Source organism: Arthrobacter sp. FW306-07-I, assembly GCF_021800405.1.
Lineage (GTDB): Bacteria > Actinomycetota > Actinomycetes > Actinomycetales > Micrococcaceae > Arthrobacter.
On sequence record NZ_CP084550.1, the window covers coordinates 1,812,930 to 1,834,151 of the forward strand.

The window sequence follows — 21,222 nt, forward strand, 5'->3', positions numbered from 1 at the left end:
GGCAGGCCAGTTCCGATCGTAGCCCTTCCCCGGCACCGCGGGAGAATTTCCTGAGAGGTGCGCCACACCGGCCGATGGAATGCCGGGTGTCCCTGCCGCGTTATGAATGATGTCCACCCGCACCCCTGAAAGGAACATGCCGTGCTTGAACGGATTTCCGGCTCCCTGCTGGACCCCGACGCGCTTTATGCCAGCAACATCGAGCTGTTCCACAGCCCGGAACTCCAGGGGCTGAACCTGGTGATGGGTTTCACCGGATTTGCCGATGCCGGCCACGTGGTGAAGCAGATCAATGCAGAGCTGCTGGACTCCCTCGATGCCCAGCCCGTTGCGGTCTTCGATGCCGACCAGCTGATCGACTACAGGTCACGGCGCCCGCACCTGAGCTTCGTCGAGGACCACATCCAGGACTACCAGGAGCCCCGGCTGGCCCTTTACCGGCTGGTTGACGGACTGGGAAAGCCGTTCCTGCTCCTGGCCGGCTTCGAGCCCGACCTGCAGTGGGAACGCTTCGCCCGCGCCGTCGTAAACATCGTGGAGAAGCTGGACGTCAACCTCGTCACCTGGATCCACTCCATCCCCATGCCCGTGCCACATACCCGCCCCGTGGGGGTGACGGTGCAAGGGAACCGGCCCGAACTCATCGAGGGCATCTCAGTGTGGAAGCCCACCGTTGAAGTTCCCGCCGCCGTCGGCCACATCCTGGAGCTGCGGCTGGTGGAAGCCGGACGCAACGTCGCCGGTTACGTCATCCACGTGCCCCACTACCTTGCCGAGGCCGAGTACCCCACTGCCGCCGTCGCCGGTCTGGAGTACCTTGGCGCCGCCACGTCCCTGATGCTGCCCACCGACCGGCTCCGCGAATCGGGCCGCGAGGTCAGCCGCCAGATCGCCGAGCAGATCGAAACGTCTGAGGAAGTCCAGCAGGTGGTGTCCCGCCTCGAAACCCGGTACGACGAAAAATCGGACGGCATCGTGCGCCGGTCGCTTTTGGCCAACGAGAACGACGAGCTGCCCGACGCCGACGACCTCGGCGCCGCCGTGGAGGCCTACCTGGCCAGGGAGAACCCGGGGCAGTAGCGCTGGTCACAACTTCCGGGAAAGCGGCGTCCCGCCGGGCATAATGTAGTGGTGACTGCACCCCGCGCCTGGCTTATCTGGACCATTGGAATTTTCGGGTACCTGGTGGCCGTGGCGCAGCGGACCTCGTTCGGCGTGGTGGGCCTTGAAGCCACGGAGCGCTTCCACGCCACGGCGTCCGCCATCTCCTTTTTCACTGTCCTGCAGCTGCTGGTCTACGCCGGGCTCCAGATTCCCGTGGGCCTGTTGGTGGACCGGCTTGGTTCGCGGGTGATGATTGCCGGCGGTGCGGTCCTGATGGGGCTGGGACAGCTGCAGCTGGCGTTTGCGGACAGTATTCCCGGGGGAGTCCTGGGCCGTGTCCTGGTGGGTGCCGGCGATGCAATGACGTTCATCTCCGTCATCCGGCTGATCCCGCTGTGGTTCGCCCCCGCCCGCGTCCCGCTCGTGACCCAGCTCACCGGTATGTCCGGCCAGCTGGGACAGCTGTTCAGTGTCCTGCCCTTCGCCATGGTCCTGCACCTGTCCGGCTGGACCCCCGCTTTCCTGATGCTGGCAGGGATGTCCGCGCTCGCCGTCGTACTGGTGGTCCTGCTGCTCCAGGACGCTCCCCCTGGCACCGAGCGGCCGCAGGCCCGCCAGGGGCTCCGGGCAACGGGGGCATCGCTGGCCCGGGCCTGGCGGCAGCCCGGCACGCGGCTGGGGATGTGGAGCCATTTCACCATCCAGTTCAGCGGCACCGTTTTTGCCATGACCTGGGGCTACCCGTTCCTGATTTCCGGGCAGGGCCTGGACGCAGGCACTGTTGCCGCCCTGATGGCGCTCTATGTCGCCGCGGCCATGGCGGCGGGCCCCTTCATCGGACGTTTCGTCTCGCGCCACCCACTGCGCCGCTCCACCATGGTGCTGCTGATTGCCGGCGCCACCGCAGTGGCCTGGGCTGCGGTACTGATCCTGCCCGGGCGGGCTCCGCTGTGGCTGCTGGCGGGACTGGTGGTGGTGCTTGCCATCGGCGGCCCCGGTTCGATGATCGGCTTCGATTTCGCCCGGACGTTTAATCCGGCACACCGGATCGGCACCGCCACCGGGATCGTGAACGTTGGCGGCTTCATTGCTGCCCTGGTGTCCATCTTCCTTATCGGCCTGGTGCTGGACCTCCTCTACGCCACCGGATTCTCGCAGGGGGTGCTGTACGGTTTGGATCCCTTCCGGCTGGCCCTGAGCGTCCAGTTCCTGCTCCTGGCCCTGGGCGCCGCCGCCATCGTGGCCTCGCGGCGGAAGGTGCGCCGGCAGATGGCCGCCCAGGGGATTGTGGTGCCGCCGCTGCGCAGTGCCCTGGCCCGGCAGCGCCGGGAAAGCCTGGCGCGCCGCCGCCAGCCAGTGCGCAGCGACGACTGAGGCATGCCTGTTCCTTCCTCTGCCACTGTTCCTCCACCGGACTGTTTGCCCACATAGCTGAACTGAGCCCTGCCAGCCCGTGCTGTGGTCGGAGAAAGCTGGAGCCATGACAGCTCCAGAACGATTAACAGTCCGCGGGCCGGAAGACATTCTTGGCTTCATTCCACACAGCCTGGGGTACTGGCCGGCTTCCAGCCTGGTGGCCATGACGCTGCACGGCACTACCCTTGGCGCCACACTGCGGCTTGACCTTCCGACACCTGCAGGGCAGGCCGCTCCTTTCGGGTTCGCCGACGCCGTCCGCCGTTACCTTGAGTCGGACCAGGATGCCGACGGCGCGCTGCTGGCCGTCTTCACCAGCGACGCAGGAATGGTCCCGCCGAGTGCCTACGACCTCCTGATTTCCACCGTGCAGTGTTCCCTCGAGCAGGCCGGGATGCCGGTGCGTGCTGCCTGGTTCGTGGGCGATGTCTATTGGCGGGATGCCCTGTGCAGCGACGGTTCGTGTTGTCCGCTGCCGGGGCGGCCCGTGCAGGAGATCAGGGACAGCATGCTGAACGCCGAGATGGTCTACCGCGGCAGCAGCGTGGGGCCGGCGCCAAGGTCAGGCAGCGTGCCGGAAGCGCCGGTGCCTGCCATGCACCTGGCAGCGGTCCGTGAAGCACAGGCCGGCTGGGAGGAGGAGTTGGGCGGGCTGTCCCGAAGCCGCGCGCAGTTCTCTGCCGTGCTCGGCTTCTGGCAGATGCTGCTGGACCGGACCCCACCGGTTGCCTGGCTGCCTGATATCGAGCGGGATGCCTTTCTTCGGGCCACGCTGCTGGTTCCCACGTGGCGGGACGCCGTGATGGTGATGGCTGCGGCGGGCAGGAACGCTGCGGAAGCCGGGGCTGAACAGTTCAAGGTATTTGCTGACGGAAATGGCGGGGGCGGTGCCGATGAGGCCGTCGTGTCCCTGCCGGTGCTGCCGCCGAACCCACACCGGGCCTCGGCGGCGGGCAAACCGGGGGCGGCAGCGGCGGAAGAGGCGGGAGGAAGGGCTCCTGCCCTGGGGCCGCCGCGCCGGACGGGGAACGGGGCCCCTTTACGCTCCGTTCCTGCCGGGAGTGGCACCCCGGTCGGCCCCGGTCCCGTTCCTGCCGGGTACGGCGAGGTGCTTATGGGCGTGGCGCCGAACGTCCCCGACTGGGAAGGCCTGGACGCGCTGGACCGGATCCTGGGAAATCTGGCTGTGCTGGGTGGGCAGGCTGCCGCGGCGGCGTTGACCATGCGTGGCTGGGTGGCATGGTGCCGCGGCCGGGGTTCCTATGCTGCTGCACACCTGGGACAGGCCCTCGAACTTGACCCGGATTACCGGCTTGCGGAACTCCTGCTGGACCTCGTTGGCAGGGGCACGCTCTGTGGCTGGGCGGCGAGAAAGGAGGCCGCCTGGCAGAAGTTCGGGGAGGACACTGCCGGGTGAAAGTGGGAGCTGTGAGGGGCGCCCGGCCGGAGTAAGGAGCGGGATGCGCCGCCCGGCATGGGCAAGACCTTCAGCAGGTGGCCGGACCGGATCGAAGCGGGGGAGGCCGGATCCAGGCAAATCATGAGACAATAGATGCCGAGACCCGGTTGGGTCCGTGCATCGAGTGCTTGGAATGGGCCCGCAAGGGAACATTACAGCCGCTCCGGGAGTTGTCTTAAGTGACTCTGCCGGCCGTGGTGGCGCTTGGTTTTCATCACGGACTTGACAGGGTCATAGTGGTGTTGCCCGTATGGTGATTCCACAGACCACCGCTAGAAAGGTTTTCTGTGACCCCGTCTTCCACGAAGAAGGATTCCGCCGCCCAGGATGTCTTGTCCCCTGAGGAGAAGCAGGCCGCGACCAATGCCAAGCGGGCAGCTACGCGGGCAGCCAACAAGGCTTCGGCCGGCGCGGCTCCAGCGGACGGCAAGCGCGAGCCCAAGAAGCGTGGGCCCAAGCCTGGCGCCAAGGCTGCAGCAGAGGCTGCAGGAAAGTCCGCCGTTGACGCGGACGAGGTTGAGGACGCTGAGGAAGACCTCGACGTCCTCGAAGGGCCGGACGCAGTAGAGGATGCCGATACCGACGCCGATCCCGTCAAGGGCGCAGTGGGCAGCGGCAAGGGCTTTGTCTACTCCGACGCAGATGATGACGATGCCCCCGTGCAGCAGGTCATGTCTGCCGGCGCCACGGCTGACCCCGTCAAGGACTACCTGAAGCAGATTGGTAAGGTCGCACTGCTCAACGCCGAGCAGGAAGTCGACCTTGCGCTGCGGATCGAGGCCGGGCTGTTCGCCGAGGAAAAGATCGCCGCGGACGACGGCTCCATGGATCCGAAGTACAAGCGTGAACTCGAATTCATCATCCACGACGGCAAGCGCGCCAAGAACCACCTGCTGGAGGCCAACCTCCGCCTGGTGGTCTCCCTGGCCAAGCGCTACACCGGCCGCGGCATGCTGTTCCTGGACCTGATCCAGGAAGGCAACCTGGGCCTGATCCGCGCAGTGGAGAAGTTCGACTACACCAAGGGCTTCAAGTTCTCCACCTACGCCACCTGGTGGATCCGCCAGGCCATCACCCGCGCCATGGCCGACCAGGCCCGCACCATCCGCATCCCGGTGCACATGGTTGAAGTCATCAACAAGCTGGCCCGCGTCCAGCGCCAGATGCTGCAGGACCTGGGCCGAGAGCCCACGCCCGAGGAACTGGCACTGGAGCTGGACATGACACCCGAAAAGGTGGTCGAGGTCCAGAAGTACGGCCGCGAACCCATTTCGCTGCACACGCCCCTGGGCGAGGACGGCGACTCGGAGTTTGGTGACCTGATCGAGGACTCCGAGGCCGTTGTTCCGGCCGACGCCGTGAGCTTCACCCTCCTCCAGGAGCAGCTGCACTCCGTGCTGGACACCCTCTCCGAACGCGAGGCCGGCGTGGTTGCCATGCGGTTCGGCCTGACCGACGGACAGCCGAAGACTTTAGACGAAATCGGCAAGGTCTACGGCGTCACCCGCGAGCGGATCCGGCAAATCGAATCAAAGACCATGTCCAAGCTCCGCCACCCCTCCAGGTCGCAGGTCCTGCGGGACTACCTGGACTAGGTCCACCGGACTCCACTTACGGGACCCTGCAGGGGCCGTGCCGAACCCACCTTCGGGTGGCTCCGGCACGGCCCCTGTTTTTCGCTGCTTTTTCGCGCCGCGAACTTCGCGGTGGCATGTGGTTAAACGCCTGCGGGGCCCTTCCGTAGTGGAAGGGCCCCGCAGGGTTCGTTGTTACCGATGCCTCATCTAGTCGATTTCCACGGCAGCTTTCTCGTGAAGCTTTCCCGTCTCATCGTGCCAGTCGGAGCTCAACGGCTTGAGCGTCGCCTCGACTGCACGGGCGTGGTGGCCGCAGAACAGCAGCTCACCGCCGGAGGACTCGAGTACAACCCGCACATATGCCTGGGCTCCGCAACGGTCGCACCGGTCGAGTGCGTTGAGCGTGCGGTCTGCCACTGCTGTTGTCATGTCGGCCTCCTTAGTAGATCAGTACATCTATATAACCAGCATTCGTATCCAAACCATCGCAAGGATGGGGCAAGTTCGCTGTGCGCGTAGCCGCAAGGTTCAATCAAGAATGGGCAAGTTCCGCCCATCACTGGGGCTGGTGGCGTGCCGCACAGCCGCGGGCGGGTGTGGCAGACGGCTCCAGCCGCCGCAGCCGATTACCCTAGAAGATGCGGTTCCAGCGCCGCGCACACGTCCCTGAAGGAGTTCATCACCAGTGGCACCTAGCTCTGATTACACCGCCCGGCACCTTTCCGTCCTGGAGGGCCTCGAAGCCGTCCGCAAGCGCCCGGGCATGTACATCGGCTCAACCGACTCGCGCGGCCTCATGCACTGCCTCTGGGAAATCATCGACAACTCCGTGGACGAGGCCCTGGCCGGGTTCGGGCACGACATCCGCATCATCCTCCACGCGGACAACTCCGTGGAGATCCACGACGACGGCCGTGGCATCCCCATCGACAAGGAGCCCAAGACGGGGCTCACCGGCGTCGAGGTGGTCTTCACCAAGCTGCACGCGGGCGGCAAGTTCGGCGGCGGCTCCTACACCGCCTCGGGCGGACTCCACGGCGTTGGCGCCTCGGTGGTCAACGCCCTGTCCTCACGCCTTGACGTGGAAGTGGACCGCGGCGGCAAGACCTACCGGATGTCCTTCCGCCGGGGCGAACCCGGGCGGTTCAAGGACGCCGGATCCCGCCTGGACCCCGCAGCGCCCTTCACACCGTTCGTCGACGACTCGGTGCTGGACATCGTGGGCAAGGCCAAGCGCGGCGTCACCGGAACCCGCATCCGTTACTGGGCGGACCGGCAGATCTTCACCCCCGATGCCAAGTTCTCCTACGAGGACCTCGTGGCCCGCGCCCGCCAGACCTCCTTCCTAGTGCCCGGACTCAAGCTCACGGTGCGGGACGAGCGCAGGGTCGCCGGGACGCCTGGTGAGGCCGGCCCCCATGAGGAGGTCTTCCACCACGACGGCGGCATCTCCGAGTTCGTCGAGTTCCTCGCCGCCGATCCTGCCGTCACCGACGTGTGGCGCCTGCACGGGTCGGGGAAGTTCAAGGAGACGGTCCCGGTCCTGGACGAACGCGGGCACAGCCAGCTGGCAGAGGTTGAGCGTGACTGCGAAGTGGACGTGGCGCTGCGCTGGGGCATCGGCTACGACAGCACCGTGCGCAGCTTCGTGAACATCATCGCCACCCCGAAGGGCGGCACCCACCAGTCCGGCTTCGAGCAGGCGCTGGTCAAGACCTTCCGCAAAGCGGTGGAGGCAAACGCCCGCAAGCTCAAGGCCGGCAACGACAAGATCGAAAAGGACGACATCTTCGCGGGCCTGACGGCGGTGCTGACCGTGCGGCTGGCGGAACCGCAGTTCGAGGGCCAGACCAAGGAGATCCTCGGCACCAGCGCCGTCCGGGCCATCGTGGCCCGGGTGGTGGAGAAGGAGATCTCCGCCAAGCTGTCGTCGTCCAGCAAGAATGACAAGGCCCAGTCCGCCCTGCTGCTGGAAAAGATCGTCAGCGAGATGAAGTCCCGCATCTCGGCCCGGGTGCACAAGGAGACCCAACGGCGCAAGAACGCGCTGGAAACCTCTTCGATGCCCACCAAGCTCGCCGACTGCCGGACGGACGACGTCGGACGTTCCGAACTGTTCATCGTGGAAGGTGACTCCGCACTTGGCACTGCCAAGCTGGCGCGATCCTCCGACTTCCAGGCGTTGCTGCCCATCCGGGGCAAGATCCTGAACGTTCAAAAGGCGTCGGTGGGGGACATGCTCTCCAACGCCGAATGCGCGGCCCTCATCCAGGTGGTGGGCGCAGGCTCCGGCCGCAGCTTCGACATCAGCGCGGCCCGGTACGGCAAGGTCATCCTCATGACGGACGCCGACGTGGACGGAGCCCATATCCGGACCCTGCTGCTGACCCTGTTCTTCCGCTACATGCGTCCCATGATCCTTGAGGGAAGGGTATTCGCGGCGGTGCCTCCGCTGCACCGCGTGGAGGTCATCAACGCAGGCCAGAAGGCCAACGAGATGATCTACACCTACTCAGAAGCTGAACTGCACGTGCTGCTGGCCCGCCTGGCCAAGGAAGGCAAGGGGTACAAGGAACCGATCCAGCGGTACAAGGGCCTGGGGGAGATGGACGCCGAGCAGTTGGCCGAAACCACCATGGACCCGCGGCACCGCACGCTGCGCAAGGTGGGGATCGAGAACGCGCAACAGGCGGAGGAAATCTTCGACCTGCTGATGGGTTCGGACGTGTCGCCGCGCAAGGACTTCATCATCGCCGGCGCCTCCAGCCTGGACCGGGAGCGCATCGACGCCTGACAGCGGCGTACGGCCTCGCAATTGGGGGCAGGGCGGCTGGCACCTGGCTGGGAAGGCGCCGGAGGGTACCGCGGGGCCCGCTGGACAGGGCCCGACGGCGGCTGGTCAGCCGAGCAGTCCGGGAACCAGCAGAAGTGCGGTGGGCAGCGCGAGCAGCAGGACGCTGCCTGCCATGACGGCGCTGCGGACGGCGGAAGGAAGCGGAGGCTGGGGCGTCAGCAGGCGGCTGACCCGGGAAGCTGCGGTACGGACAGCGTCCGAGCCGGCTCCGCCTGATGCTGACTCAAGCCCGGACAGGGCCAGCGTGGGCGAGGAGGGCCGGACACCGGCGCCGGCCTCCGCGGCTGAACCGCTGGCCACGATGGCGATGGCCTTGATGAGGGTGGCTTTGCTCTCGGTCCGCAGGGCCACGTCATCGGCCAGCATCTCGATGAGGGAGTTCACGGACTCCTGGGCAAGCCGGGTGGTGGGCAGCCACGGGAGGGCCTGCCGCCACGCGGCGAAGGCCCAGAGCAGGAGGTGGTGCCGCTGGTTGAGGTGGGCGTTCTCGTGAATCAGCACCGCCCGAAGCTCTGCCGGTTCGAGCGCCGCCATCAGGCCGTCCGATAGCACCGTCACCGAACGCGCGCCGCCCGGAAGGCAGTACGCCACGGGTGAGTCGTGGCTGATGACCAGGGTTCCGGCGTCCTGGCCGGAGGGTGACGCCAGCAGGGCCAGCATTTCGCGGTGCCGCCGCCGCTGGCGCTGGATTTTGTAGTACGTCAGCAGCAGGGTGAACACCAGATGGACGGAGAGCAGGGCAGCAGCGGACAGGGCAAAGATGTGCCAGAACCCCAGCGCGGTGGTGGGCGCGTTGAAAAATACCATGCCGGCGAGGCCGCGGAGGCCTGCAATCAGGTTGTCTCCAATAGGTTCCAGGCCGTAGACCAGCATGGCGCCGATCATTGACAACCCACCTGCAAGCGCGATCGCCTGCCACAACAGCATGGCCGTGAACGGCGACCTGGCCGGCCACTGGGCCCGGGACAGGAGGATCGGCACCGGCCACGCCAGGATTATCGCAAGGACCGCCAGCAGGTATGAGGCCCAGAACATGGTGTGCTAGACGCGGCCCAGCAGTTTGCGCAGCGTCTCGGCTTCACCTTCGGACACCGACCCGATGAAGCGGGCCAGGACGGCCTCGCGGTCCGGTGCTGACCCGAGGACCTCATGCATGAGTTCCGCGGTGTGGTCTGCGCGGCTGGACACCGCCTGGTAGCGGTGGGGACGGGTGCCGCGTTCGCGTTCCACCAGCCCCTTCTTCTCCAGGCGTGAAAGTACGGTCAGTACCGTTGTGACGGCCAGTTCCTTGCCTTCATGGCCCGGCCCGCCCTGTGCCGCCGACGTGCGCGCCAACTGGTCCCTCAGGGTATTGGCCGTAGCCGCTTCCTGGCCCGCCCAGAGCAGGTCCATGACCGCCCGTTCCAGTTCACCAAGACTAGCCATTTCACTTTTCCTTTATTTCCCCGCGCCGCGCACTTTCGGTGCACGGTTACGTCCCACTGTTGTTCAACTACAGAACTAATTTACCCCGAAACCGGCCAACGTTCTACATGGAGTAGAACATCTGGCGCGGCGTGGCCCGACGCGGGATGCTAGGGGAGGGCGGGAGGGTTTTCATCCGCCGTCAAGGATGTTCTACACTTTGTAGAAGTTGGAGTTCTACGAAGCGTAGAAAACTGCATCGGCTAACAGTAGGGACCGCCATGGACGCCTTGGAAATCGCACGCTGGCAATTCGGAATCACCACCGTCTACCACTTCATGATGGTGCCGCTGACCATCGGCCTGGGCCTCGTGGTGGCCGTCATCCAGACAGCCTGGTACCGCACCGGCAAGCCCGAATACCTGCGCATGACCAAGTTCTGGGGAAAGCTGTTCCTCATCAACTTCATCATGGGCGTGGCCACGGGCATCGTGCAGGAGTTCCAGTTCGGCATGGCCTGGAGCGAGTACAGCCGCTTCGTGGGGGATGTGTTCGGGGCGCCCCTGGCCCTGGAAGCGCTCCTGGCCTTCTTCGTGGAGTCCACCTTCCTCGGCCTGTGGATCTTCGGCTGGAAGCAGCTCAAGCCGGCCATCCACCTGGCCTGCCTCTGGGTGGCCGTCATCGGATCAGCACTCTCCGCCTACTTCATCATCGTGGCGAACAGCTGGATGCAGCACCCGGTAGGGGTGGAAATGATCAACGGCCGGCCCGTCATGACCGACGCCTGGGCCGTCTTCACCAACAACACCGCGCTTGTGGCCGTTCCGCACACCCTGTTCGGCGCCCTCGCCGTGGCAGGCGGCTTCCTCCTGGGCATCGCCTGGTACCACCTGTGGCGGCGGCGGCACGACGGCGTTGACACCGTGGGTGCAGACGGCCGGGTGATCCCCGGTGAAGACGTCCGCATTCCCGGCCGCGACCGCGCCGATCACAACGTCTGGATCCGTTCCCTGCGCATCGGTGCCGTGGTCGCCATGATCTCGTTCGCCGGCACCGCCGTCACCGGCGACCTCCAGGGCAAGCTGATGTTCCAGCAGCAGCCCATGAAGATGGCCGCGGCGGAGGCCGCCTGCCACGACGGTACCGGCTTCTCCGTCCTGAGCGTCGGGAACGTCGGCTCCAGGAACTGCGACGACGTGGTGGCCGTAATCGAGGTTCCGGGCATCCTGTCCTTCCTGGCCAAGGGCGACTTCACCACCGAGGTCAAGGGCGTCAACACCCTGCTGCCGGAGTACCAGGCCAATTACGGAACCCACCTGCCGGACAACCCGATCTACGGCGAGCGCGCAGGCCAGGAAATCCAGTACGTCCCTGTCATGGAAGTCACCTACTGGGGCTTCCGGATGATGATCGGCTTTGGCGGCCTCGCCGCCCTGGCAGCACTGGTGGCCCTCTGGCTCACCCGCAAGGGGACCGTGCCGGAATCCCGGTGGCTCATGCGTCTGGCAGTCTTCGGCATCCTGGCCCCCTTCGGCGCCAATGCCGCCGGCTGGATCTTCACCGAGATGGGCCGCCAGCCCTTCGTCGTGGCGCCCAACCCGGACCCCAGCGGAATCGACCAGGTGTTCATGTTCACCGCCGCCGCCGTATCCCCGGGTGTCTCCGCAGGGGAACTCATTGCCTCGCTGGTGGCACTGACCGCCGTGTACGCCGTCCTGCTGGTGGTGGAAGTCAAGCTGCTGGTCAAGTACATCCGCGGGGGTGTGGTGTCCGCGATGCCGGAACTCGGCCACGCACCGGCGGACGAGAACGAGGACGAAACACCCGGTTCCGGCGGCAACACCGGGCCCAAACCTGCCGACGACGTCCTGGCCTTCGCCTACTAGCAGAGGAAACAAACAATGGAACTGCTTCCCACCATATGGTTCATCGCCATCGCGGTGCTGTGGACCGGCTACCTCTTCCTGGAAGGCTTCGACCTGGGGGTCGGGATGCTGATGAAGCTCTTCGCCCGCAACAACACCGAGCGCCGGGTACTGCTGAACACCATCGGGCCTGTGTGGGACGGCAACGAGGTGTGGCTGCTGACCGCCGGCGGCGCCACCTTCGCCGCCTTTCCCCTCTGGTACGCCTCGCTGTTCTCCGCGCTCTACCTCCCCCTCCTGGTGGTGCTGCTGGCCCTGATCTTCCGGGCGGTCGCATTCGAATACCGGGGCAAAGTGGACACGGACAGCTGGCGGAACCGCTGGGACTGGGCCATCGCGCTGGGCTCCTTCTTCGCGGCGTTCGGCGTGGGCGCCGCCCTGGCCCTCACCACCACCGGGCTTCCGCTGAATGCCAACGGCGACCGGGAAGGCGGCCCCATGGCCTGGTTCAGCGGCTACGCCCTGCTGGGCGGCCTTGCCGTCGTGGGCTTCTCACTCCTCCATGCCCTGGCCTTCCTGGCCCTCAAGACCGACGGCGACGTCCGCCACCGTGCCCGCCGGTGGTTCGTGCGGCTGCTGCCGGTCCTGCTCCTGCCCATCGCCGCATGGGCCCTTGCCATCCAGTTCCTGGACGGCAAGCCGTGGACCTGGGCCGCCGTCGTACTGGCCGTTGGCGCTGCCGCCACCGCCTGGCTGCTGGCCCGGAACGGCTCCGAGGGCAGGGCCTTCCTGGCCCTTGGCGCCTTCCTGATCCTGGGCACCGCATCCATCTTCGGGGCCGTGTTCCCGGTGGTGCTGCCCTCCACGCTGGACAGCGCCTTTGACCTCACCATCTCCAACGCTTCATCCTCGGACTACACCCTGGGGCTGATGAGCATTGTGGCGGCCTTTGGGCTTCCCCTGGTGATCGCCTACCAGGCCTGGACCTACTGGGTGTTCCGCCGCCGCGTCAGCGCTGCGCACATTCCCGAAGCCCACAGCTTCCTCCCTGCCATCGCCGCCAAAGCCTTCACCACCAAGGGCTGACGTGCGGCCAACCTTCCCCACAGGCCCGGCCACCCGGTCCGCAATCTACTGGCTGGGACTGCTGGCCGCGCTCAAGGCCCTGTCCCTGATCCTCATCGGCCAGGCGGTGGCCTCCGTCCTGGCCGGCCTCGCCGAGGGGAACGAGGCCTGGGCACAGCAGCTCACTCCAGGTGCCGTCGGCGTCGTCCTCCGCTCCCTGACCGTCTGGGGGCAGGCCGTCGCCGCCCGCCGCGCAGCCCTGGGGGTCAAGGAGGAGCTTCGCGCCGAACTGTTGGAGCGGGCCTTGCGAAGCGGGGTGCGGGGAACCGGTCCCGGCGACGGCGGCCTGGCCGTCCTGGCCACCCGCGGCCTGGATGCGCTGGACAGCTACTACACCCAGTTCCTCCCGGCGCTGGTCAACTGCGCCGCCGTTCCGCTGTTGCTCGGGGCCCGGATCCTCTTCGCAGACTGGGTCAGCGCGCTGGTCATCGTGCTGACGGTCCCGTTGATCCCGGTGTTCATGGTGCTGATCGGCCGCTACACCGAAGACAACGTGCGGCAGGCCCAGGCCTCGCTGGCGCGGCTGTCCGGCCACATGCTGGAGCTCGCCAAGGGCCTGCCGGTCCTGGTGGGACTGGGCCGGGCCACCGCGCAGCGCAAGGCCCTGGAGGAGATCTCCGAGGAATACCGCTCGCGCACCATGGGCACCCTCCGGACCGCGTTCCTGTCCGCCCTGGCCCTGGAACTCATCGCCACCATCTCGGTGGCCGTGGTGGCGGTCTTCATTGGCGTCCGGCTGGTCCACGGCGGCATGCCGCTGGAGGCGGGCCTGCTGGCACTCCTCCTGGCCCCGGACTGCTACCTTCCGCTGCGGGAACTGGGCACCGCCCACCACGCCAGCGACGACGGCCGGGTGGCGCTCGCGGAAACAGCCGCCGTGACGGATGCGCCTGAACCGGCGCCGTTGCCGGCCGCCAAGGCCGGCAGGCCGGGCGCGCCGCTGGAGGTCACCGCCCTCACGGTGACCTATCCCGGGCGGTCCGGAGCCGCCGTCGGACCCCTCTCCTTCACCGCACCCCAGGACAGGATCACCGCCCTGGACGGGCCCAGCGGCGCCGGCAAGAGCACTGTCCTGGGTGTACTGGCCGGCACCATCGGCAACGGCGGCGAACCGGATGCGGCAGGAACCAGCATTACCGGGTACATCAACGGCCTGGACCGTGGCGCCGTGGCCTGGGTGCCGCAGCATCCGGTCATGGTCGCCGGAAAGGTCCTGGACGAGGTGCTGCTGTACCTCTCACCGGACGCCAGGCACGGCCCGGACCGGTTCACGGCCGAAAGCGCCGCCCGCGGCTGCCTGGAACGCGCAGGAGCCGGCCACCTCGCCGGGAAGCACCAGGCGGAGCTGAGCCCGGGTGAGCTGCGGCGCGTGGCACTGGCCCGAGGCCTGGCCCGGATCGACGCTGGTGCCACCCTCCTGCTGCTGGACGAGCCCACGGCGCACCTGGACGACGCCTCGGCCGTCATCGTCGAGAACGCCATCCGGCGGCTCCGCGGCGAGGTCACCGTGATCCTGGTGGCCCACAACCAGCGCACCCGGCAGCTGGCAGACGTCCTGGTGCCGGTCGGCCCTGCCGGTACGACACCGGAGGTACCGCATGCCGGCATTTCCGCGCTCCTGGCAGACAACGCCGGCACCGCCGGCAGCACAAGGTCGAATGGCACGCCCGCCACAGACACCGGCGTCGACGGCGGAACGGACGCCAGGCGCGTCAGGCCCGTCCGCCCCGCCCGGAGTGCCGCTCCTAGTGCCGATCCCCGGGCCGCCCGCCTCCTGGCCGCGCTCCTGGCACCGGTCCGGGGCAAGTTCGCGGCGGCGGCCTTCGTCGGCACCCTGGCGGCCGTCTTCGCCGTCGCGCTTTCCGGCCTGTCTGGCTGGCTCATCATCCGGGCCAGCGAGCAGCCGCCCATCCTCTACCTCCTGACGGCCATTGTCGGCGTCCGGTTCTTTGGCATCGGCCGCGCCGTGTTCCGCTATTGGGAGCGGCTGCTGCTGCACGATGCCGTGTTCGCCGCCCTGACCCGCCTGCGCGGACGGCTGTGGGAGTCCCTGAGCCGCAGGGCGCTGTCGCTGCGCCGGCTCCTGCAGGGCGGCAACGTGCTGGGTACGGTGATCGACGACGTCGACACCGTCCGCGACCTCCTGCCGCGCGTGGTCCTGCCGCCGGTCACGGCGCTTGCGGTGTCCGTCCTTGCCGTGGCCGCCACCGGAACCTTGGTGCCGGCCGCCCTTCCCGCAGTGGTTGGGGCTGCGGTCAGTGGCCTGCTGCTGGCGCCCGCAGCCGCCCTGTGGGGTGACCGGAAGTCCGCCAGTGCCGAGCAGGCCCTGCGCTCCGGCGTCCTGCGCCGCGTCACGGCAGCCCTGGACGCACGGGCCGAACTGCACGCCAACGGTGTGGCGCCCCGCGTCCTTGACGCATTGCTGGCCGAGGACCGGGACGCCACCCGCGCCTCCCAGCGGTCCGCCTGGGCCGACGGGCTGGGACACGCCGTCGCCACGGCCGCCTGCGGTGCTGCCGCGTTGGCTGCAGCCTGGCTGGCCGGGCCCGAAGTCCTTGCAGCCAGGGTTGCCCCGGCCATCGCGGCCGTGGTGGTCCTCCTGCTGCTGGCGCTGGTGGAACCCTTCGCAGCAATGACGACGGCGGTGCGCCAGTTCCCGGCGCTCCGTGCCGTCATGCGCCGGGTGGGGGAGTCGGGGGCGCTTGAAGAAGGCGGCGACGCGTCCGACGGGTTGCAGCCCGTTCCCGCCAGGGCCGGCGGTGCGCCAGGCATCGAACTGGTGGACCTGGCTGCGGCCTGGCCGGGTGGCTCCCCGGTCTTCTCGGGCGTGGATGCGGAGGCAGCACCCGGGCGCTGGCTGGCGGTCACCGGACCCTCAGGCTCCGGCAAATCCACGCTGCTCTCGGTGCTGCTGGGTTTCCTGCCGCCCGCTTCCGGCCAGGTGAGGGTGACCGGCCGGGCGGCGTGGTGCCCGCAGGATGCACACCTGTTCGACTCCACCATCCGCGGCAACCTGCTGCTGGGCAGGCCGTCCACCGGCGGCGCCTCTGCGGGACGTGACGAAGAGCTGGACGCCGTCCTGGCCGCCGTCGGACTGGCCGGGCTGGTTGGCCGGCTGCCGGCGGGGCTGGACACGCGGATCGGCCCGGGGGGTGCTTTCCTGAGCGGCGGCGAGCGCCAGCGCCTGGCTGTGGCCCGGACCCTGCTGACCGGTGCGGAGGTGATCCTGCTGGATGAGCCCACCGCCCACCTGGACGCGGAGTCCGCCGCCGCCATGCTCGCGGACCTGCGTTCCGGGCTGCGGGACCGCACGGTGGTGCTGGTCACCCACAACCCGGCGGACATCCAGGCCGGTGACGGGCGCCTTGACCTGTCGGAATTCTCGGGACAGGCGCGGGCACCGCTGGCGCGTTTGCGCTGACGCCCCTCCCGTTAAAGCCGGAAAGGGGCCGGGAAGCCTGTATCCCTAGCCGTTGACGTCGTGCAGGTGATGGAAGACGTCGTGCAGGAAGTATTGGGAGAGCGTCAGGACGGTGAACTCCGAGCCGTTGCTGCGCAGCCCTTTGCGTCCCCAGTCCTCTTCGGGGACGCCGGCGAACGACTCGGCCGCCTCGTGTCCTTCTGCCGCCAGTTCCGGGCCCACTTCCGACGGGTCGGCGTTGGCGTAGTCCTTTTCGACCGCTGTCCGGTCCTGGTCCCAGTCCGCGAAGCGGGCATCATCCGCCGTGAGCATCAGGTTCAGCCGCTGGACGAACAGGGTGAAGACGTCCCGCACGTGGCAGGCGTACTCAACCGCGGACCAGGTGTCGTCGTTGGGGCGCTGGGTCGCGTCCGGCCGGCGCAGGACGGCCAGCCATCGCGGAATCATGCTTTCGATGCTGCCCGGGACCGTTGCCGGTGTGGCTGAGGAGGCGTTGAAGGAGCATTCCGGGCAGGGGCGGGACAGGACCCAGGTCCAGTCCTTGGCATCGGGAACGATAGGCATGGGAGCAGTCTAAGCGGTGCGGGCCAAAAGACTCTGGGATGGACGCAGCGGCCCGGCTAGCGTCGCAGCATGAGCCCGGAAACGAGCATGGGCGCGCAAAGCACGGACGGGGAAAGCATGGTGCGGCTGGCCGGCCTGACCAAGCGGTTTGGCCGGAACACAGCGCTCGACGATGTCAGCCTCACCATCGGGCCAGGCGAGGTGTTTGGCTACCTGGGCCCGAACGGGGCAGGCAAAACCACCACCATCCGCCTCCTGATGGGGATGCTGCGGCCTTCGGCGGGAACAGCGGCCGTACTGGGACTGGATGCCTGGCGGCAGTCGCGGGACGTCCACCGCCTGGTGGGCTACGTGCCCGGCGAGCCGGCGCTGTACGACCGCCTCACCGGCAACCAGCACGTCGCCTACTGCTCCCACCTGCGGCACCGCGACGACCGGAAAGGGGCAGCGGAGGTCGCGGTCCGGCTGGACCTGGACCTGGACCGGCCGGCCCGCACGTTGTCGCGCGGGAACCGCCAGAAGCTCGCCGTGGTCCTGGCCGTGATGTCGCGGCCACGGCTGCTGGTGCTGGACGAACCAACGAGCGGAATCGATCCGCTGGTGCAGCAGGTTTTCCATTCCATCCTGCGTGAGCACACTGCCGACGGCGGTTCAGCCTTGTTCTCCTCCCACGTCCTGGGCGAGGTGGAGCGTGTGGCGGACCGAATCGGAGTGGTGCGCGGTGGAAAACTGGTGGCGGTGGAACGGTTGCAGGACCTTGCCGCCCGCTCCCTGCACCGGGTGCGGGCCCGTTTCACCGACGGGGTCTCTGCGGCGGAGTTTGCCGGTGTTCCCGGGGTGCGGGATCTGCAGGTTGACGGCCGCACGTTGAGCTGCAACGCCCCGCAGGCCGCCCTGGATGCACTGCTCAAGCTGGTCAGCGCCAGGGAAGTGGAGGACTTCGAATGTTCCGAGGCCCCGCTGGAGGAGATGTTCCTGAGCTACTACGGGATTGACCAGCAACCCGGCCACGCGTCCGCCGCCGAGACGGAAAGCGTGTCCGGAACGGCGGTGGGCCATGCTGGCTAACGTCCTGCTGAAGACGCTCCGGGACCAGGGGAGGGTGCTGCTGGCATGGGCCGTCTCCCTGGCGCTGATTGTGGCCACGTACGCAGCCATCTGGCCGTCCGTGAAGTCGCAGCCGTCCATGAGTGACTTCATCGACCAAATGCCGGAGGCGTTCCGGTCGCTGTTCGCCACATCCAGCGCCGACATGTCCACTCCCACGGGCTATATCCAGGTGGAGCTGCTGTCCTTCATGGGGCCGATCGCCGTGCTGATCTACGCCATCAGCGCCGGGGCCGGGTCGATTGGCGGGGAAGAGGACCGGCACACCATGGACCTGCTGCTTGGCAACCCGGTGGGCCGGGGCAGGGTGGTGGTGGACAAGTTCTTCGCCATGGTGCTGGGCACCTTCCTGCTGGCCGCCGTGATGGGGCTGTCGCTGGTGATTGAGGGCAACATGGCGGACCTTGTCCTGCCGCCGGACAAGGTGGCTGCCGCCATGCTGCACCTGGCACTGCTGGGCGTGGTTTTCGGATCCCTGGCCCTCGGCTTGTCGGCGTCCACAGGGCGGACCGGCCTCAGCCGCGGAATTCCCGCCGTGCTGGCGGTTCTTGCCTACATCGTCAACGCGCTTGCACCGCTGGTGGAGGCCTTCCGCCGGATCCAAAAGGCCTCACCGTTCTACCAGTACGTTGGCCAGGACCCGTTGCGGAAGGGGCCCGCGTGGGACAGCGTGCTGGTGTCCGCCCTCACCATTGCGGTGCTGTTGGCGCTCGCCGTCGCGGGCTTTCGGCGCAGGGACGTGGCGGGTTGAGCGCAGCTGCACTGTTGGATGCGGCTGCGCCTCAGTCCCGCCCGCACTAGTCGTCCTCGGATGCTCCGTCCGGCCAGGCCATGGCCGGGCCCACCGCTTCCACGGCCTGGGAGAGCGGGACGCCCGATCCGTCACGGCGGCCGTGCTCCTGGGGCAGGGACCTTGCCACGCCGGCGGCGGATGACGCCTTCGCCGGGCCGTGTCCTGCCCAGGCGAGCAGCAGCATGTCCTCGCCTTTCAGGAAACGGTGTGACCGAACCCCGGCGGTGGCGCGTCCCTTGGCCGGGTATTCGGAGAAGGCGGTGACCTTCGCCGTGCCTGGAGCCGTGCCAGGGAGGGCGCCGTTGGTCCCGGCGATGGTTACCACGACGGCGGCCTCGTCCTTGGGCTGCACGGCACCGAAGAAGATCACCTGGTCACCCGCGGCCAGTTTGATTCCCGCCACGCCGCCGGCGGTACGCCCCTGGGGACGGACGGCGGATGCGGGGAACTTCAGCAGCTGGGCCTCCCGGGTGAGGAACACCAGGTCGACGTCGTCTGCGCTGGCCGGAGCCACGCCCACCACGAAGTCCTTGTCCTTGAGGGTGATGACTTCCCAGTCCTCGCGGTTCAGCGGATAGTCCGGCTGGACGCGTTTCACCACGCCCTGGGCGGTGCCGATGGCCAGGACCTCGTCCAGGCGCACGAACGCCACCAGGGACTCGCCCTTCACCAGGGTGAGGAACTCCTTGGCCGGAACGCCGCCGGCGAGGTTGGGCAGCCCGGCCATGGGCGCGAGCACGGGCATGTCCATGACCTGCAGCCGGAGCATGCGGCCCAGCGAGGTGACGGCCGCAATCTCGCCCCGGGCCGACGTCTTCACCACCGAGGTGTAGACGTCGTGCTTGCTGCGGGGACCGGCCTCGGCCAGCGGTTCCTGGTTGCTGGTGCGGGCCACCTGCCCGGAGGCTGTGAGGATGGCCCAGCAGGGGTCGTCCGCAATCTCCAGGGACAGTGGAGTGGGCTTGCCCTTCTTCCCGTTGGCCCCGGCAAGTTCGGCGGCCACGGTGGGGGAGACGGCCTCGGATTCCAGCAGGACGGTCCTGCGGGGCGTACCGTGCTCCTCGGCGATGGCGCCGAGTTCGTCGGAGACCACCGTGCGCAGCAGTTCCTCGGAGTCCAGGATTGCCTGCAGCTCGGCGATCTCGCGGCGCAGTTCGTCCTGTTCCTTTTCCAGCTCGATCCGGGAGTACTTGGTGAGCTGGCGCAGGCGCAGTTCCAGGATGTAGTTGGCCTGGACCTCGGTGAGGTCGTAGATGGACATCAGCCGTTCACGGGCCGCAGCAGCCTCGTCCGAGGACCGGATGATCTGGATGACCTCGTCGATGTCCACGATGGCGATGAGGAGGCCCTCCACCAGGTGCAGCCGGTCCTTCTTCTTCCCCAGGCGGAACACGGTCCGGCGGCGGACCACGTTGATGCGGTGGTTGACGTAGACGGACAAGAGGTCCACCAAGCCCAGAGTCTGCGGCTGGCCGTCCACCAGGGTGACGTTGTTGATGCCGAAGGAGTCCTCCATCGGCGTGTACCGGTAAAGCTGCTGCAGCACGGCGTTGGGGTTGAAGCCGTTCTTGAGCTCGATGACCAGCCGGAGCCCGTGCTTGCGGTCGGTCAGGTCCACGATGTCGCTGATGCCGGTCAGCTTCTTGGCGTTGACCGCGTCCTTGATCTTTTCGATCACCTTTTCCGGGCCCACCATGTACGGCAGTTCCGTGACCACCAGGCCGGTGCGGCGCGCGGAAAGTTGTTCGATCTCCACCTTGGCGCGGGTCTTGAAGGATCCACGGCCGGTGGCGTAGGCGTCGCGGATGCCGTCCAGGCCGACGATCCGGCCGCCGCTGGGCAGGTCCGGGCCCGGAACGAACCGCATGAGGTCATCCAGGGTGGCGTCCGGGTTGGCGATCAGGTGCCGGGCGGCGGAGATGACTTCCACCAGGTTGTGCGGGGCCATGTTGGTGGCCATGCCGACGGCGATGCCGGTGGCGCCGTTGACCAGCAGGTTGGGGAAAGCGGCAGGCAGGACGTCCGGCTGGGTGAGCTGGTTGTCGTAGTTCGGGACGAAGTCCACCACGTCTTCGTCGAGGTGGTTGGTGAGCGTGAGGGCGGCCGCCGCCAGCCTCGCTTCCGTGTACCGCGGTGCTGCGGGGCCGTCGTCGAGCGAGCCGAAGTTGCCGTGCCCGTCAATCAGGGGGAGGCGCAGCGAGAAGTCCTGCGCCATGCGCACCATGGCGTCGTAAATGGCGGCGTCGCCGTGTGGGTGCAGCTTTCCCATGACCTCGCCCACCACGCGGGCGCTCTTGACGTGGCCGCGGTCGGGGCGCAGGCCCATGTCGCTCATCATGTAGAGGATGCGCCGCTGCACCGGCTTGAGCCCGTCACGGGCGTCCGGGAGCGCGCGCGAGTAGATCACTGAGTACGCGTACTCCAGGAACGAGCCCTGCATCTCGGAGGTGACATCGATATCGACGATGTTTTCCGTGTAGTTCTCGTCTGCGATGGGGGCTGGACTTTGGCGGCGGGCCATGGGGTGTGGTGA

The 21,222-nt window shown here is 67.7% G+C and carries 16 protein-coding genes; 11 read left to right on the plus strand and 5 right to left on the minus strand.

Annotation, left to right across the window (positions count from 1 at the left end; all coding sequences use genetic code 11):
• The first annotated feature begins 141 nt into the window (after nt 1–141).
• The 4 genes from LFT46_RS08315 to LFT46_RS08330 all read left to right on the plus strand — a co-directional run bounded on the left by LFT46_RS08315 (nt 142) and on the right by LFT46_RS08330 (nt 5,574).
• Nucleotides 142–1,080, plus strand: coding sequence for a proteasome assembly chaperone family protein (locus LFT46_RS08315; protein WP_236821802.1), 939 nt, complete (start codon nt 142–144; stop codon nt 1,078–1,080).
• 51 nt (nt 1,081–1,131) lie between these two features.
• Entirely contained in the window at nt 1,132–2,478 is a 1,347-nt protein-coding gene (locus LFT46_RS08320) for an MFS transporter (RefSeq protein ID WP_236802057.1), read from the plus strand.
• Nucleotides 2,479–2,584: 106 nt separating this feature from the next.
• Nucleotides 2,585–3,937, plus strand: a complete 1,353-nt coding sequence (locus tag LFT46_RS08325) for a DUF4192 family protein (RefSeq protein ID WP_236821803.1) — start codon at nt 2,585–2,587, stop codon at nt 3,935–3,937.
• Nucleotides 3,938–4,266: 329 nt separating this feature from the next.
• On the plus strand, nt 4,267–5,574 hold the full coding sequence (locus LFT46_RS08330; RefSeq protein WP_142134267.1) for an RNA polymerase sigma factor: 1,308 nt from the start codon (nt 4,267–4,269) through the stop codon (nt 5,572–5,574).
• Nucleotides 5,575–5,763: 189 nt separating this feature from the next.
• Here LFT46_RS08330 and LFT46_RS08335 read toward each other — a convergent pair whose 3' ends face one another.
• Nucleotides 5,764–5,985: a DUF7455 domain-containing protein gene (locus LFT46_RS08335; RefSeq protein ID WP_013600696.1), complete on the minus strand. Its 222-nt coding sequence runs from the start codon at nt 5,983–5,985 to the stop codon at nt 5,764–5,766.
• A 256-nt stretch (nt 5,986–6,241) separates the two neighbouring features.
• Here LFT46_RS08335 and LFT46_RS08340 point away from each other — a divergent pair, with 256 nt between their 5' ends.
• A complete protein-coding gene (locus LFT46_RS08340) occupies nt 6,242–8,350 on the plus strand; it encodes a DNA gyrase/topoisomerase IV subunit B (RefSeq protein ID WP_236821804.1) in 2,109 nt (702 codons plus the stop codon).
• 105 nt (nt 8,351–8,455) lie between these two features.
• On the opposite strand, the gene LFT46_RS08345 is transcribed toward LFT46_RS08340, so the two are convergent.
• Nucleotides 8,456–9,295 (minus strand): M56 family metallopeptidase, encoded by an 840-nt coding sequence (locus LFT46_RS08345; RefSeq protein ID WP_236821805.1) that lies wholly within the window; start codon nt 9,293–9,295, stop codon nt 8,456–8,458.
• On the opposite strand from LFT46_RS08345, the gene LFT46_RS08350 reads away from it, so the two are divergent.
• Nucleotides 9,282–9,455 carry a hypothetical protein gene (locus tag LFT46_RS08350; protein ID WP_236821806.1) on the plus strand — a complete coding sequence of 58 codons (174 nt, stop codon included), beginning with the start codon at nt 9,282–9,284 and terminating at the stop codon, nt 9,453–9,455. The two genes, LFT46_RS08345 and LFT46_RS08350, sit on opposite strands and share 14 nt — an antisense overlap.
• Here LFT46_RS08350 and LFT46_RS08355 read toward each other — a convergent pair.
• Nucleotides 9,452–9,835, minus strand: coding sequence for a BlaI/MecI/CopY family transcriptional regulator (locus LFT46_RS08355; protein ID WP_142134261.1), 384 nt, complete (start codon nt 9,833–9,835; stop codon nt 9,452–9,454). The two genes, LFT46_RS08350 and LFT46_RS08355, sit on opposite strands and share 4 nt — an antisense overlap.
• Before the next feature lie 260 nt (nt 9,836–10,095).
• On the opposite strand from LFT46_RS08355, the gene LFT46_RS08360 reads away from it, so the two are divergent.
• Genes LFT46_RS08360 through cydD form a run of 3 tightly spaced genes read left to right on the plus strand, consistent with a single transcriptional unit; the run spans nt 10,096 to nt 16,225 of the window.
• Entirely contained in the window at nt 10,096–11,700 is a 1,605-nt protein-coding gene (locus LFT46_RS08360; RefSeq protein WP_236821807.1) for a cytochrome ubiquinol oxidase subunit I, read from the plus strand.
• A 15-nt stretch (nt 11,701–11,715) separates the two neighbouring features.
• A complete protein-coding gene (gene cydB, locus LFT46_RS08365) occupies nt 11,716–12,765 on the plus strand; it encodes a cytochrome d ubiquinol oxidase subunit II (protein WP_236821808.1) in 1,050 nt (349 codons plus the stop codon).
• A gap of 1 nt (nt 12,766) precedes the next feature.
• The gene (gene cydD, locus LFT46_RS08370; protein WP_236821809.1) at nt 12,767–16,225 is read left to right on the plus strand and encodes a thiol reductant ABC exporter subunit CydD; all 3,459 of its coding nucleotides are present in this window, start codon (nt 12,767–12,769) and stop codon (nt 16,223–16,225) included.
• Between the two features lie 45 nt (nt 16,226–16,270).
• On the opposite strand, the gene LFT46_RS08375 is transcribed toward cydD, so the two are convergent.
• Nucleotides 16,271–16,789 (minus strand): DinB family protein, encoded by a 519-nt coding sequence (locus LFT46_RS08375; protein ID WP_236802064.1) that lies wholly within the window; start codon nt 16,787–16,789, stop codon nt 16,271–16,273.
• Nucleotides 16,790–16,858: 69 nt separating this feature from the next.
• On the opposite strand from LFT46_RS08375, the gene LFT46_RS08380 reads away from it, so the two are divergent.
• Together LFT46_RS08380 and LFT46_RS08385 are read left to right on the plus strand one after the other, a co-directional pair.
• Entirely contained in the window at nt 16,859–17,857 is a 999-nt protein-coding gene (locus LFT46_RS08380) for an ABC transporter ATP-binding protein (RefSeq protein ID WP_236821810.1), read from the plus strand.
• Entirely contained in the window at nt 17,847–18,647 is an 801-nt protein-coding gene (locus LFT46_RS08385) for an ABC transporter permease subunit (RefSeq protein ID WP_236821811.1), read from the plus strand. The genes LFT46_RS08380 and LFT46_RS08385 overlap by 11 nt, the downstream gene beginning before the upstream one ends.
• A gap of 46 nt (nt 18,648–18,693) precedes the next feature.
• Here the strand turns inward: LFT46_RS08385 and LFT46_RS08390 are convergent, their stop codons facing one another.
• Entirely contained in the window at nt 18,694–21,210 is a 2,517-nt protein-coding gene (locus LFT46_RS08390) for a DNA gyrase/topoisomerase IV subunit A (protein ID WP_236821812.1), read from the minus strand.
• Nucleotides 21,211–21,222: the final 12 nt, after the last annotated feature.

What these genes read in the sequence shown, in the direction of transcription:
- LFT46_RS08325 (WP_236821803.1), top strand. Translation starts at nt 2,585, where the DNA reads ATGACAGCTCCAGAACGATTAACAGTCCGCGGGCCGGAAGACATTCTT.
- LFT46_RS08335 (WP_013600696.1), bottom strand. Translation starts at nt 5,985, where the DNA reads ATGACAACAGCAGTGGCAGACCGCACGCTCAACGCACTCGACCGGTGC.
- LFT46_RS08350 (WP_236821806.1), top strand. Translation starts at nt 9,282, where the DNA reads ATGGCGCCGATCATTGACAACCCACCTGCAAGCGCGATCGCCTGCCAC.
- LFT46_RS08345 (WP_236821805.1), bottom strand. Translation starts at nt 9,295, where the DNA reads ATGATCGGCGCCATGCTGGTCTACGGCCTGGAACCTATTGGAGACAAC.
- LFT46_RS08355 (WP_142134261.1), bottom strand. Translation starts at nt 9,835, where the DNA reads ATGGCTAGTCTTGGTGAACTGGAACGGGCGGTCATGGACCTGCTCTGG.
- LFT46_RS08360 (WP_236821807.1), top strand. Translation starts at nt 10,096, where the DNA reads ATGGACGCCTTGGAAATCGCACGCTGGCAATTCGGAATCACCACCGTC.
- cydB (WP_236821808.1), top strand. Translation starts at nt 11,716, where the DNA reads ATGGAACTGCTTCCCACCATATGGTTCATCGCCATCGCGGTGCTGTGG.
- LFT46_RS08375 (WP_236802064.1), bottom strand. Translation starts at nt 16,789, where the DNA reads ATGCCTATCGTTCCCGATGCCAAGGACTGGACCTGGGTCCTGTCCCGC.
- LFT46_RS08380 (WP_236821810.1), top strand. Translation starts at nt 16,859, where the DNA reads ATGAGCCCGGAAACGAGCATGGGCGCGCAAAGCACGGACGGGGAAAGC.
- LFT46_RS08385 (WP_236821811.1), top strand. Translation starts at nt 17,847, where the DNA reads ATGCTGGCTAACGTCCTGCTGAAGACGCTCCGGGACCAGGGGAGGGTG.
- LFT46_RS08390 (WP_236821812.1), bottom strand. Translation starts at nt 21,210, where the DNA reads ATGGCCCGCCGCCAAAGTCCAGCCCCCATCGCAGACGAGAACTACACG.